Source organism: Rahnella sp. PCH160 (genome assembly GCF_047784855.1).
In the GTDB taxonomy this organism is placed as follows: Bacteria; Pseudomonadota; Gammaproteobacteria; order Enterobacterales; family Enterobacteriaceae; genus Rahnella.
In genome coordinates this window covers 521,295-534,748 of the sequence record NZ_JBLOGT010000002.1, presented here as the reverse complement: position 1 = coordinate 534,748, position 13,454 = coordinate 521,295, and the positions used below count along the sequence as shown (strand labels likewise).

The following is a 13,454-nucleotide window of genomic DNA, read 5'->3' as shown; positions in this document are numbered from 1 at the left end:
ATCAAGGCGGCAACTGAGTGAATCCCCGGGAGCTTACTGAAGTAAGTGACCGGGGTTCGCGAACGCAGCCAACGCAGAGACGGCTCAAAGGATAAAGCGTATTCATCTGCCGCCCATGATGGCGATATAGTCTTGCGTCCAGCGGCTGTAGGGAACGAATTTCCCGCCTTCGGCCTGCGGCGTTTTCCAGAAGGAAATGGACGCAAACTTATTGAAGCCGTTGGTTTCACAACCTTCCGCGCCTAAGAGCGGGCTGGCTTTGCATCCGGCCGGAACCGCAGGCACGGAACCAAACCACGCGGCAACGTCGCCCTGCACTTTTGGCTCAAGCGACCAGTTCATCCACTGATACGCACAGTTCGGATGTTCGGAATCGGCGGCTAACATGGTGGTATCCGCCCAGCCGGTGACACCTTCTTTCGGGAACACGGTGGCAACCGGCTGTTTCTCGCCTTTCAGCGCGTTGGCCTGATACGGCCAGGAAGAGCTGGCAACCACGCCTTCGTTTTTGAAATCGCTCATCTGTACCGATGCATCGTGCCAGTAGCGGTGGATCAGCGGATGTTGCGCGCGCAGCACTTTCAGCACGGCGGCGTACTGGGTTTCGTTGAGCTGGTACGGATCGTCGATTTTCAGATCCGGCTGGGTACTTTTCAGATACAGCGCGGCATCAGCGATGGCGATCGGGCCGTCATACGCCTGTACGCGTCCCTGATTCGGTTTACCGTCAGGCAGATTTTGCGGAACGAAAATGACCGCCCAGCTGTCCGGCGCGGTCGGGAACGTTTTGGTGTTGTACATCAGCAGGTTCGGCCCCCACTGGTACGGCGTACCGTACACTTTTCCGCCCACGTTAAACCATGCGCCCTGAGTCAGACGCGGGTCGATACTCTTCCAGTTCGGGATCAGCGCCGGGTTGATCGGCTGCACACGTTTGCCGTAAATCAGACGTAACGACGCATCGCCGGACGCCGTTACCAGGTCATAGCCGCCTTTCGCCATCAGGCTGACCATTTCATCGGACGTCGCCGCCGTTTTCACGTTTACTTTGCAACTGGTTTGTTTTTCAAACTGGGTCACCCAGTCGTAATTTTTGTCGCTTTCACCGCGCTCGATATACCCCGGCCAGGCCACAATATTTAACTGACCTTCGCCTTTACCCAGACTTGCCGGTGTTTCCGCGGCCAGAGCGGTATTTAAAAAACTCAGCAGGCCCAAACAAATAGCAGATAGCTTTTTCATCGGTTACTCCTGTCCTGTCGTCATAGATATGTTTTTAGAATTGTGGTTTGAACTTCGCCATGATGTGTCTGACTACGCTGTAATCCTGTAATGAATAACTGGAAAGATCGTTGCCGTACCCGGAGCGTTTTAATCCGCCGTGGGGCATTTCGCTGACTAATGAAAAGTGGGTGTTAATCCAGGTGGTGCCGTATTGCAGGTGGGAAGAGATTTGCATTGCAAGGTCGATATTTTGCGTCCAGACCGACGACGCCAGCCCGTATTCTGATTCGTTTGCCCAGCTGACGACCTGCGCAATCGTGTCGAACCGCGTGACGCTCACGACCGGCCCGAACACTTCGCGCTGGACGATTTCATCACTTTGCAGGCAGCCTGCCAGCAACGTCGGCTGGTAATAAAAACCGGGGCCGGAATGCGACGCCGCGCCAGTAATGCGCTCGATGTGCGGCTGGCTCAGCGCCCGCTCCACAAAGCTTGAAACGCGATCCCGCTGACGGCTGCTGATGAGCGGCCCCATAAAGTTTTCGCTGTCGTTTTTGCGGGCGAAAGATAACTGCGAGACCGCCTCGCCGAGTTTCTCCACCAGACGCGCATAAATTCCGGCCTGCGCATAGACGCGGCAGGCGGACGTACAATCCTGCCCCGCGTTGTAGTATCCCCAGCGGCTGACCGCCTCCACCACGTCGTCAATATCGGCGTCATTACACACAATCACCGGCGCTTTACCGCCCAGTTCCAGATGCGTGCGTTTCACGGTTTTGACCGCAGCCTGAAGGATACGCTGGCCGGTGACGATATCGCCGGTCAGGGAAATCAGGCGAACATGCGGATGGCTGACCAGCGCATTACCGACGCCGTCGCCGCTGCCGGTGATCACGTTCAGCACGCCGGGCGGCAGGATGTCCTGTAACGCAGGCAGCAACGCAAGAATGGTCAGCGGCGTATGTTCAGAAGGTTTAAAGACGACGGTATTTCCTGCGGCCAGCGCCGGAGCAATCTTCCATGCCGACATCATCAGCGGGTAATTCCACGGCGCAATCGACGCCACCACGCCCAGCGGATCGCGGCGCACCATCGACGTGTGGCCGGGCAGATATTCGCCGGAAAGCTGGCCCTGCTGACATCGCACCGCACCGGCAAAGAAACGGAACACATCGATGGCGGCGGGCAGATCGTCTTTCAGCGCCTGATGCAGCGGTTTGCCGCAGTTAATGGCTTCCAGCTGCGCGAGAGACGACGCCTGTTTTTCGATGGCATCGGCAATGCGCAAAAGCACCGAGGCGCGTTCGGCTGGCGTGGTGCGTGACCAGCGCAGAAAAGCATTATTGGCGGCAGTGACGGCCTGACCGACCTGAGAAAGCGAGGTTTCAGCGATTTCGGCAATCACTTCGCCGGTAGCGGGATTGAAAATACTTTGCGTGGCGCCCTCGCCGGTCTGGAGGTCGCCGTTAATCGCATGTTTTTCAGAAAAACGGGCAACAAATTCTGCATCCGACATCGCTTACCCCACAGAGAAGACAATCATCGTGAATTAACAAAAATGTTATTTGTTAGTAACAATTTGTCTATTCACATTAGGTAATTTCCCTGAGGGCAACAAATAGCAATTACTGAAGGCTGCGTTCGGAAAAAACGAATGCTCCGTTAAGCCGGACGTCGCTTGGCACTGTTTTCCCGCGCAATGGTGAGAAACGGCGTCACCAGCTCGGGCCGCGCACTGCCTCGCCGCCAGGCCAGCCCGATATCCAGCGGCTCAATCGAATCCTCCAGTTTGCTGGCTTCGATCATATTGCCTTCCAGCGACCACGCGCGGTACGCCATGTCCGGCTGCACGGATACACCAAGCCCTGCTGCGACCAAGCTGCGTACGGCTTCGGTCGAGGCGGTTTTCATTGCGATATTCGGTTTCAGCCCCGCCCGCGCCCACAGCCGCTGGGCGTGCTTTTCCATTTCATCCACATTGAGCTGAATCAGCGGTTCATTCGCGATATCCGCCAGCGAAATGCTCTCGCGCTCCAGCAACGGATGCAGCGGCGGCAGCCACAGACGATAAGAGGAATGGGTCAGCACTTCGGTCTGCAACGCATCGCGGTCTTCAAGGTTTGAGAGGATCAGCACGCCGATATCAATTTCGCCGCTGACCAGCAGATGTTCGATGTACTGGCGTTCATCCTCGACGACTTTCACCTCGACGTTCGGGTAATAGGCGTTGAACTGCTTAAGCAAATCCACCAGGAAATACCCGGCCACCAGACTGGTTACGCCCAGCGTGATTTGCCCGGTCACGCTTTCGGTTCCCAGTTGCAGGCTCCGTTTGGCGTTATCGACCGTGGCGAGAATCAGGTAAGACTGGCGCAAAAACTGATGTCCCTGATGCGTCAGCGTCATTCCCTTGGCGTGACGGTCAAACAGCCGCGCTTCGGTTTCCACTTCAAGTTGCTGAATCGCCTGCGTTAACGACGATTGCGAAACAAACGAAGCCTGCGCGGCGGCAGAAATCGAACCGGTTTCGGCGACGGCAATAAAATGGCGGATCTGGCGTAACGTCAGCATGGCGACAACATGACCTCTACATATAATCGAACGCAATGGCTTAGCATTCGGTTTAAGGGAATGATCAAGTAATGGCAGGCGAAGGATTTTTGTCAAACGGGGGGAGAATTATGTTTTCGAGGTGTGATGGAAAACGGGAAACCCGCGTTCGAACACTCGCGCGGAAAGGGATAAGTTACGCCACGGGTATCGGGTGAAAAAATGGACGCACGATCAGGCAAGTGCACACCAGCAGCAACGGAGAGGACATATCAATTGAAAAATTCGCTGATTAAACCTATAGTTAATGTACGGAATAAAACCGTACGCATCGCAAGTCTCAATCTCTTTGAATATCTGAAAGCAAACAGAACGGCCGCAGCCTCCGGGTTCGCAGTCGAGGGGTTCATCATGTCAGCACCAAAGAAACAGCGCATAGATCTCAGATTAAGTGACGACGACAAGAGCGCGATCGAAGAAGCGGCGGCAATGTCCAACCAGACAATGACCCAATTTATGGTGGCCAGTGCTTCTAAACGCGCTGCGGAAGTTATTGAACAGCATCGACGTCTGATCCTTAACAACGAATCGTGGAATCTGGTGATGGATGCGATTAGTCACCCGCCAGTACTGAATGACAGGCTAAAACGAGCTGCAAAACGTCTTAAAAACATGGAGTAAGACGTGGCTGATTTAACCATTGGAATTTTTTCTGAAGATGCCGAATATGATTTATCAGATTTCGACTGTGGCGAAGAGTCTCTGAATAATTTTCTTACGGCTCATCTGGCTCGTCAGCATAAAAACCGAATTTTGCGCGCTTATCTGCTCATGACCAAAGAGCCGATACAAAAAGTCGTCGGTTACTACACGTTGTCGGGGTGTTCATTCGAAAAGGAAACACTTCCCTCGAATACCTGGAAACGCAAAGTGCCTTATGAAAACGTTCCAGGCATTACCTTAGGGCGTTTAGCGGTTCATAAAGATTTACAGGGACAAGAGTGGGGCACCACACTTGTCATACATGCGATGAGCGTCGTCTTCCACGCGTCGAAGACTGTCGGAGTCCATGCGATGTTTGTGGACGCGCTCAATGAGCGGGCGAAACAGTTCTATCTTAAACTGGATTTCATATCACTCACCGGTGATAACGCAAATTCGCTTTTCTTGCCGACTAAGTCGATAGAAGAACTTTTTGCCCATCAGTAATACAAAAGCCACGCAATAACGCGTGGCTTTATTCGTTTCAAACGCTGACGGCTTAACCGATTATCAGTTTTCCAACTGGTAATTCAGCGTGATTTCCGCTTTCAGCACCTGTGAAACCGGACAGCCGGCTTTGGCTTTTTTGATAATTTCGTCAAATTTGTCTTTATCGATACCCGGCAATTTGATTTTGCTGTCGAGCGCGATCTTGGTGATGGCAAAGCCGCCGTCCACTTTATCGAGTGAGACGTCAGCGACGGTATCAATGCTTTCCGGCGTATGCCCAGCCTCGCCGAGCATCAGTGATAACGCCATCGAGAAGCACGCGGAATGCGCCGCGCCAATCAGTTCTTCGGGATTGGTGCCGACCTTACCTTCAAAACGGGTGTTAAATCCGTACGGCTGATCCTTCAGGGCACCACTTTCAGACGAGATGTAACCCTTACCGTGTTTAATATCGCCTTCCCAGTGCGCCGATCCTTTCTTATGAATGGTCATGTTTTTCCTCCGGTTTGTATTACATTGGCTATAAGTATAGCTTTGACGCTGTGTTTCGCGAGGATCGTCGGGCTATGCGGCTTCACCGCGGTTTTATCGCCAACCACAAAATTCATTCACCCTCACAAAAAATCAGAGAGAAAAACATGTTTAAACCTCAGGATCTGGTTCAGTCAAAAACCGGCGGACCGCAAATGATTGTGCTGCGCGTGGAAGGCGAAACATTGTGGTGTGCGCGTACGGATGATTTTTCAAAAAAAGAGATCGAAGTGGCCGCAGATTCCGTGAATCTTTATCACTTAGACGGTGATTTCGGCGTCTGCTGACAGCCGTTTTTTCGGTATGCAGATACAAAAAATCCTGAGATTGTGAAATCTCAGGATTCAATGATGATTTATCTACTTCCGCACCATCACCAGCCTTTTACAGCATCACCGTGATAGATGGCGTCCGCCGCTTTTACCGTCGCATCAGTGTGATAAGCCTCAACCAGTTCCTTCACGGCCTGACTGTCTTTGTTATCTTCACGCGCCACAATAATGTTCACATAAGGCGAATTTTTATCTTCGACGAACAGACCATTTTTGCCCGGCGTGAGACCCACCTGACCGGAATACGTGGTGTTAATGATCGCCAGTTCAATTTTGTCGTCATCAATCGCGCGGGTCAGCTGCGGCGCTTCAATCTCAACAATCTTGAGATGTTTCGGGTTTTCGATGATATCCAGCGACGTTGGCAGCAAGCCCACGCCATCTTTCAGTTTGATCAGCCCTTGTTTTTGCAGCAGCAGCAACGAGCGTCCAAGATTAGTCGGGTCATTGGGCACGGCAACTTGTGCGCCATCGCTCAACTGATCGATGGATTTGATTTTACGGGAATACGCCGCAATCGGATAAACGAAGGTTTTCCCCACTTCGACCAGCTTGTAGCCGCGTTCTTTCACTTGCTTGTCGAGATACGGACGATGCTGGAATGAGTTGACGTCAATATCACCGCTGCTTAGCGCAGAGTTAGGCAACACAAAATCATTGAACGTCACGACTTCGACATCCAGATTATATTTATCTTTAGCTGTTTTCTTGATGGTTTCCCACATCTGCTGGTCGATACCCGCGCTGATGCCCACTTTAATGTGGTTCTCTTTAGATTTTTGATCACAAGCGGTCAGCGACAGTGCGCCAACCAGCGATAACGCCAGGAGTGAAAATTTTATTGCAGTGCGCATGAGGTCTACTCTTTCCGTGAATAAGTGTGCAAATTAAACCGTGGTTTTACAGACACAGTGTTTCAAAACGTGTCCATATGGGCAAATACGAAAAAGAAATAACTTAATGCAAAAAGGGAGATTTTTGGCGGGGATCTCTACGCTAATGCAATGAATCGGTAACCTGATTGTTGTGATTCTGTTGTTTTACTTTTATACAACTTGTTTCGGTAAAACAAAAAATGGCCTAGGATTATTCTCAAGACCATGTTTTTCTGGGGTATTTCATTACCAATAAAATAGATTTACCGTAGATCTAATTCCGCCGCTCACACAGAAACTGTGTCGGGAGAAATATAATTTACATCGTAAATACAACCGCTTGGTGTAGAAGTTAAATATCCAATACAGGGGAAAGAGTCAGGATGCAATTCAACCAGTGCCTGCTGAATTTCCTCATCACTCATTAAAGGTGAAACCGGGGAATCTGAAAACCGAAAGTAGTCTTCAAACATCCACGATATATAGTCCTTTTCACTCCTCAACACTTTCATATAACGCACTCCCTTCGGTTAAATCCCATTAAAAAAATAGCAGGGCGCTGAAGTTCATGCGAACAATAATTCAACTGAAATTGCCTTAAATCAAATAAAGCCTGCCAGACGCAGGCTTCTGAGAGGTCAGAATCGCTTACGTGGAAAGATTTCCTGATCGCTAACGGTCATTCATTTGCAGAATGCAGCGCGACCGGCTGTGGGCGGGAAAGGAAAATGGTGATACCGGCCAGTAATGTGAGCAAGCCGCCGAGCAGAAACGCGCTGCTCACACCGGCGTTATCCGCGAGGATCCCGCCAAACAGCGCGCCCAGCGCCAGCGATGTCTGAAATACACACACCAGCAACGCCGAACCGGTTTCAAACAAGGCGGGCGACGCCTGGTAAGTCCAGATATTCAGGCACACCGGAAGCGCACCAAACGACAGGCCCCACAGAATAATCAGCGCGCTGGCAAGCGGCAACGGCACGTCAAACAGCGACAACACCAGCACCGAAAGGCTGAGCAGCAACATGTTCAGCATAAAAGCTTTCTTTACCCCCAATTCACGCACGGTGATTTCCGTGGTCAATGTGCCAATAAGCCCCGCAACCCCGTAACCCATCAGCAATAAAGAGAGTTCGCTGGCAGGGAGTTTCAGGTTAAAACGCAGCCAGGGTTCGAGATAGGTGTAAGCGGCGAAATGCCCGCCCGCCATAAAGACGCCGATAATCAGCGCGTAGCGGATCCCCGCGACTTTCGTGACGCCCAGCATCGCACGCAAACCGATTGACTGCTGCGCCGGTAATGAAGGCAGCGCCAGCCATTGCAGCACAAAGAAAACCAGCGCCAGCACGGAGTTCAGGGTAAACGCCATCCGCCAGCCGAACAGATCGCCGATAAACGCCCCGGCCGGAACGCCCGCCACGGTTCCGACGGCCACACCGGCGGTGATCAGCGAAATGGCGCGAGCGCCCTGCTCTTCGGCCACCAGCCTGCGCCCGGACGGAATAGCAAACGACCAGAAACCGCCGACACCGATGCCGAGAATAATGCGTCCGATCAGCAAAACGTTAAACGATTCCGCCATCACCGCGATGCCGTTTGCCAAAATCACCGACGCAGACAGCAATAAAAGCAGATTCCGGCGATCCATTTTTTTGGCGAAAAGCATAATCAGCGGCGCAGAAATCGCCGCGACGAATCCCGGCAACATCACCGCCAGCCCGGCGTGGCCTTCCGTCACGCCCAAAGATTGCGCAATCGGCGACAGCAGCCCGATGGGCAGAAATTCAGTGTTAACCAGAACAAAGGTGCCACAGGCCAATGAAAAAACCGCCAGCCAGCGGCGAAATGCAGACGTTTCTGGCCGGGTGTCCAGCGATGAGCACTCAGTCATTATTGTTATCCTTAGCAAGGTGAATTATTACGTACGTGTAGAATTATCGTAATAAAACGTGATCACCGTCACCGGGTCAAGTTTTTTTATAACGACCGTTAGGGTATTCCTAATCATCTTTTGAACTAAGCCAGACTCCGCCTGCTATGCGGCTTACAGAGAGAGCTCATGCCGCCAATTTGCAGGGCACATACAGATAACGCGGACAGAAGATCTTTCCACATATAAAGTATGTTGTAACTAATTTAATCATTCACGTTACCTGCCGGCGCTGAGCCATGCAGCAGCTATCCTGCGCGGTGATCTTTACCTCGCCGCAACATCAGGAAAATTCCCCAAAAGGTTCACAAGAAATCACAATTCTTTGTGATTGCAGTCAAATTCTCTATCCAGAATCCCCCGTTTGTACGCAAATAGTGCGCCCGCATAGACTTAAAAAATATAAATCACCGTTTAAATATCATTTATTTGAATAAGTTTATTTTTTTTATCATTTTAAATCATCATGATAGAAATAATCCGCACAAAGAATAATCCCTCCTATAATACTTCACCTAAATTCAAACTCTTCGTTACACATTCACAACTTCGGTGAGAAGTATTATTATTTCGGCGAAATTGTTCTATCTGGTTCATTTGATAACGGGTGTTCATTACGTGTTTCCAGCTTTTCACACATCCTGACTACAATAATTTTGTCTATAACATATGTGCAGTGAGATAAATCATGCCAACAACTAAGAGTAAATGGACCTGGCTCCTCTGGCTGCTGAGTGCGCTGATGGTCGTTATCGGCCTGACACTCGGCATCGGCGGTGCGTATCTGGCCACATTAGGCGGAAGCGTTTACTTCCTGCTGATGGGTCTGGCTCTCGTCGTTTCCGCCGTTTTAATTTTCAAAGGCAAGCCTTCGGGCGCATGGCTCTACGCCGTCGCCTTCGTGCTTTCTGTTATCTGGGCTATCTGGGACGCCGGTTTCACCTTCTGGCCGCTGTTCTCCCGCCTGTTCACCTTTGGTGTTCTGGCCTTCCTCGTCGCACTGGCATATCCGCTGCTGAAAACGCGCGCGGGTCGGGTTGCCCGCAAAGGCCCGAGTTTCTCTCTCGCCGCCGTGCTGGCCGTTGCCCTGATCGCGGCATTCGGTAACACGTTCGTGCCGACGCCAATCATCAGCGCCGACAACGATCAGGTTCCGGTCAAACCGGTTGATAAAGGTGCGGAACAGAAAAACTGGGCGAACTGGGGTAACACCACCGCAGGCGACCGTTTTGCTGCACTGGATCAGATCAACAAAACCAACATCGATAAATTGCAGGTGGCGTGGATTGCGCATACCGGCGATATCCCGCAGAGCAACGGTTCCGGTGCAGAAGACCAGAACACGCCGCTGCAAATCGGTGACAAGCTGTTTGTCTGTACCGCGTACAGCAAAGTGATCGCGCTTTCTGTGGATGACGGTAAAAAACTGTGGGCATACGACTCCAAGTCTACTGCGCCAAACTGGCAGCGTTGCCGTGGTCTGGGCTATTACGAGAACAGCGCTGCGCCTCAGGCTCCGGCGACTCAACCGGAAGCCATTCCTGCGGCTGATGCGCCAGCGGCCACCGGCGGTACCGTCAGCGGAACCTGCGAACGTCGTCTGTTCCTGCCAACCATCGATGCACGTCTGATCGCCATCAACGCTGATACCGGTAAGCCTTGTGCTGATTTCGGTGACAATGGCGTGGTTGACCTGAAAACTGGCATGGGCGAAGTCAAACCGGGTTACTACCAGCAGACCTCTACCCCGCTGGTCGCGGGTAATGTGGTTGTGGTCGGTGGCCGTGTCGCCGATAACTTCTCGACCGGCGAACCTCCGGGCGTAGTGCGTGCGTTTGACGTTCACACCGGCGCACTGGTCTGGGCATGGGATCCGGGTAATCCGAACATCACCAAGCTGCCACCGGAAGGTCAGACGTACACTCGTGGTACGCCGAACGTCTGGTCAGCGATGTCTTATGATCCGAAACTGGGTCTGATTTATATGCCAACCGGCAACGCCACGCCTGACTTCTTCGGCGGCACGCGTACCGGGCTGGACGATAAATACAGTTCATCGGTGGTCGCCGTTGAAGCCACAACCGGTAAAGTTCGCTGGACATTCCAGACCACACATCACGATCTGTGGGACTTCGACCTGCCGTCTCAGCCGCTGCTGTATGACCTGCCGGACGGTAAAGGTGGCAGCACGCCGGTTCTGGTGCAGACCTCCAAACAAGGCATGATTTTCATGCTGAACCGCGAAACCGGTCAGCCGGTCGCGAAAGTCGAAAACCGCGAAGTACCACAGGGTAACGTTCCTGGCGAACGCTACTCCAAAACGCAGCCTTTCTCTGTCGGTATGCCAAACATCGGCAATCAGACGCTGAAAGAGTCTGACATGTGGGGCGCAACACCGATGGACCAGTTGCTGTGTCGCATCGAGTTTAAAGGCATGCGTCACGAAGGCGTTTATACGCCTCCGGGTCTGGATCGTTCCCTGCAATTCCCGGGTTCTCTGGGCGGCATGAACTGGGGCAGCGTGTCGGTTGACCCGAACAACGCCATCATGTTCGTGAATGATATGCGTCTGGGTCTGGCGAACTACATGGTTCCACGTGCCAAAGTGCCCACTGGCGCGAGCGGTATTGAGATGGGGATGGTGCCGATGGACGGTACGCCGTACGGCGCAGTCCGCGAGCGTTTCCTGTCTCCGCTGGGCATTCCTTGCCAGAAACCTCCGTTTGGTACGATGTCTGCGGTTAACCTGAAAACCGGTAAAATCGTCTGGCAGGTTCCGGTCGGTACGGTGCAAGACACCGGTCCGCTGGGCATCAAAATGCGTATGCCAATGGAAGTCGGTATGCCAACGCTGGGCGCGAGCCTGTCAACGCAATCCGGCCTGCTGTTCTTCGCCGGTACGCAGGATTTCTATCTGCGCGCGTTCGATACCGCCACCGGTAAAGAAATCTGGAAATCCCGCCTGCCGGTGGGCAGCCAGTCCGGCCCGATGACTTACGTTTCACCGAAAACCGGTAAACAGTACATCATCATCAGCGCCGGTGGCGCACGTCAGTCCGCAGAACGCGGCGACTACGTGATTGCCTACGCATTGCCTGATCAGAAGTAATTCGATTTAATTCAGTCGAAAAACAAAGCCCGCCGGTGTGAACTGGCGGGCTTTTTGTTGGCGGTTGTTTATCGAGGTGTTCAGGGAAGCCTTGATGCCTGACTCTTTAATCCTGCGAATATTGCTTCGCTGATTTTTGCAGGAAAACCGGCGGGTAATAAAGCCGAGACGTCCTTAATCACCTGCGGAGTTTTTTCTTTCATTTCCGCCATCATCCTGACCACACTCTCTTGCGGAAAATCGACCCGCTGCGCCGTTGTGCCAAAATGCCGGGGAAGGATCCTGTCCCAGTGAAAATGCCGGTTTTTCCCCAGAACGGCCATCGCCATTTTGGCTTTTTTCGCCGGTATACCTTGCGGATGCATAAGCGGGAAAGCAGACATCACGTCATACAATGGCGTCATCCGGTATGCGCTCCCGGGTTCAATATACACGCTGAAATTCTTAGCATGACCGTCAATGGCGGCGAGCATCCAGAACAGAATCTGACTTTTAAAAAACAGTTCCCGGTCACGCAAAACCTGCTGTGAGCCAAGCAGGAGTTTCATTGCCTCCGCTATTCCCGGACCACCGTCAGACTCATATTTCAGTGCCGGAGCCACGCCCATCGCCTGACAGAAATCTTCCTGAGGCAGCCGCATTAACCAGGAACCATCCTGTGACCAGCGGCGATCAAAGCGCTCAACCACTAACACTTTTTGCGTACCGAAACGGGCAATTTCGGCACGGGCGGCGGGAAGCCCAAACTGTTCCGCAATCTTCAGGCACAACCATTCATTTTCAACACTTTCGCTTAAATCGATTCCATTGTTTGCTATATAGCCAATGGGAAGTTTAAGAATATGGCTGGTCGGCGTACTTCCCTGCGGGCGATGCCACTGGTCGCGATACCATAACAGGGCTGTTTTTTCCTGAGCTCCGGCCAGCGAAATACGAAAATCATCCACTTCCGCTTCCATGCCCAAAGGGGCTTCTTTGTAGCCTTGAAGAAGATGTTCCACTTCTTCATCACTTAGCGGTTGGGCATGGATTTCAGTGACCGGTGTGACCTGGCTGTTCTCCGGATACAACTGAACAGCACCGACACAATCGCCCCCAATGCGGGAAAGCAAATCGAAAGGTTGTTTCGTCGGGATGGCAAAACGCGCCTGAATACGGCTGCGGATTTGCTCATTATCGGGGAGAAGGTTATCAAAAAAGTTGTATACCACGGCACCACGAAACTTTGCGGTTTGCAGCGGAAGCGATAACGAAATGGCACGAGCTCCCGCCCGGTTCAGCCAGCTTTCGTGATACACAAATGACATTTCACCGCCACTGGCTTTCTCTAACGTTCCCACCGTAATGCCATTTAACGCGAGCGTTAACTTATCCATGTATTACCACTCCTGATCCCACGACGTTTTGTCCTGCGGATCACTGTTTCTTGGTGCTATCTGCAGCTCTAAATCCAGCGCGGCGAGCAGCTTAAACAGTGTTTCCAACCGGGTTCCATCCGGGTAATTTTCAAATTCAGAAACCGTGGACTGTTTCAGGCCCATGGTCTCAGCGGTTTTACTCTGGCTCAGTTTGCGCTTTTTACGTTCATTCCGCAGTGCATTGGCCAACATTTTTGTTGAAGTTATATTCATATTATCCTCCCTGCCGGATATTTTCAGTATATCCCCTGTAAGGGATAAATCAATTTCTAT

Annotated in this window: 13 protein-coding genes; 4 read left to right on the top strand and 9 right to left on the bottom strand. The window is 52.1% G+C overall.

Annotated features, from left to right (window positions below; translation table 11 throughout):
* Positions 1-102 precede the first annotated feature (102 nt).
* From ydcS to ACM5QY_RS25260, 3 genes are all read right to left on the bottom strand, one after another.
* Positions 103-1,242, bottom strand: a complete 1,140-nt coding sequence (gene ydcS / locus ACM5QY_RS25270; RefSeq protein WP_416123373.1) for a putative ABC transporter substrate-binding protein YdcS — start codon at positions 1,240-1,242, stop codon at positions 103-105.
* Between the two features lie 34 nt (positions 1,243-1,276).
* Positions 1,277-2,740: a gamma-aminobutyraldehyde dehydrogenase gene (locus ACM5QY_RS25265; protein WP_416123372.1), complete on the bottom strand. Its 1,464-nt coding sequence runs from the start codon at positions 2,738-2,740 to the stop codon at positions 1,277-1,279.
* Between the two features lie 146 nt (positions 2,741-2,886).
* On the bottom strand, positions 2,887-3,795 hold the full coding sequence (locus ACM5QY_RS25260; protein WP_104925231.1) for a LysR substrate-binding domain-containing protein: 909 nt from the start codon (positions 3,793-3,795) through the stop codon (positions 2,887-2,889).
* Positions 3,796-4,185: 390 nt separating this feature from the next.
* Between ACM5QY_RS25260 and ACM5QY_RS25255 the strand changes: the two genes are divergently transcribed.
* Together ACM5QY_RS25255 and ACM5QY_RS25250 are read left to right on the top strand one after the other, a co-directional pair.
* Complete coding sequence (locus ACM5QY_RS25255) at positions 4,186-4,455, top strand: type II toxin-antitoxin system TacA family antitoxin (protein WP_416123371.1); 270 nt, start codon at positions 4,186-4,188, stop codon at positions 4,453-4,455.
* Between the two features lie 3 nt (positions 4,456-4,458).
* Entirely contained in the window at positions 4,459-4,983 is a 525-nt protein-coding gene (locus tag ACM5QY_RS25250; RefSeq protein ID WP_416123370.1) for a GNAT family N-acetyltransferase, read from the top strand.
* A gap of 63 nt (positions 4,984-5,046) precedes the next feature.
* On the opposite strand, the gene ACM5QY_RS25245 is transcribed toward ACM5QY_RS25250, so the two are convergent.
* Positions 5,047-5,478, bottom strand: a complete 432-nt coding sequence (locus tag ACM5QY_RS25245; RefSeq protein WP_416123369.1) for an OsmC family protein — start codon at positions 5,476-5,478, stop codon at positions 5,047-5,049.
* 146 nt (positions 5,479-5,624) lie between these two features.
* Here ACM5QY_RS25245 and ACM5QY_RS25240 point away from each other — a divergent pair, with 146 nt between their 5' ends.
* Positions 5,625-5,804: a YodC family protein gene (locus tag ACM5QY_RS25240; RefSeq protein ID WP_104925228.1), complete on the top strand. Its 180-nt coding sequence runs from the start codon at positions 5,625-5,627 to the stop codon at positions 5,802-5,804.
* A gap of 86 nt (positions 5,805-5,890) precedes the next feature.
* Here ACM5QY_RS25240 and metQ read toward each other — a convergent pair whose 3' ends face one another.
* The 3 genes from metQ to ACM5QY_RS25225 all read right to left on the bottom strand — a co-directional run bounded on the left by metQ (position 5,891) and on the right by ACM5QY_RS25225 (position 8,615).
* On the bottom strand, positions 5,891-6,703 hold the full coding sequence (metQ, locus tag ACM5QY_RS25235) for a methionine ABC transporter substrate-binding lipoprotein MetQ (protein ID WP_416123368.1): 813 nt from the start codon (positions 6,701-6,703) through the stop codon (positions 5,891-5,893).
* Between the two features lie 308 nt (positions 6,704-7,011).
* Positions 7,012-7,197 (bottom strand): hypothetical protein, encoded by a 186-nt coding sequence (locus tag ACM5QY_RS25230; protein WP_416123367.1) that lies wholly within the window; start codon positions 7,195-7,197, stop codon positions 7,012-7,014.
* Positions 7,198-7,403: 206 nt separating this feature from the next.
* On the bottom strand, positions 7,404-8,615 hold the full coding sequence (locus tag ACM5QY_RS25225) for an MFS transporter (protein ID WP_416123366.1): 1,212 nt from the start codon (positions 8,613-8,615) through the stop codon (positions 7,404-7,406).
* A 727-nt stretch (positions 8,616-9,342) separates the two neighbouring features.
* Between ACM5QY_RS25225 and ACM5QY_RS25220 the strand changes: the two genes are divergently transcribed.
* Complete coding sequence (locus tag ACM5QY_RS25220; protein ID WP_416123365.1) at positions 9,343-11,763, top strand: membrane-bound PQQ-dependent dehydrogenase, glucose/quinate/shikimate family; 2,421 nt, start codon at positions 9,343-9,345, stop codon at positions 11,761-11,763.
* Between the two features lie 80 nt (positions 11,764-11,843).
* Here the strand turns inward: ACM5QY_RS25220 and ACM5QY_RS25215 are convergent, their stop codons facing one another.
* Both ACM5QY_RS25215 and ACM5QY_RS25210 read right to left on the bottom strand, forming a co-directional pair.
* On the bottom strand, positions 11,844-13,139 hold the full coding sequence (locus tag ACM5QY_RS25215; protein ID WP_416123364.1) for a type II toxin-antitoxin system HipA family toxin: 1,296 nt from the start codon (positions 13,137-13,139) through the stop codon (positions 11,844-11,846).
* Positions 13,140-13,142: 3 nt separating this feature from the next.
* Entirely contained in the window at positions 13,143-13,394 is a 252-nt protein-coding gene (locus ACM5QY_RS25210; protein ID WP_152326717.1) for a helix-turn-helix domain-containing protein, read from the bottom strand.
* Positions 13,395-13,454: the final 60 nt, after the last annotated feature.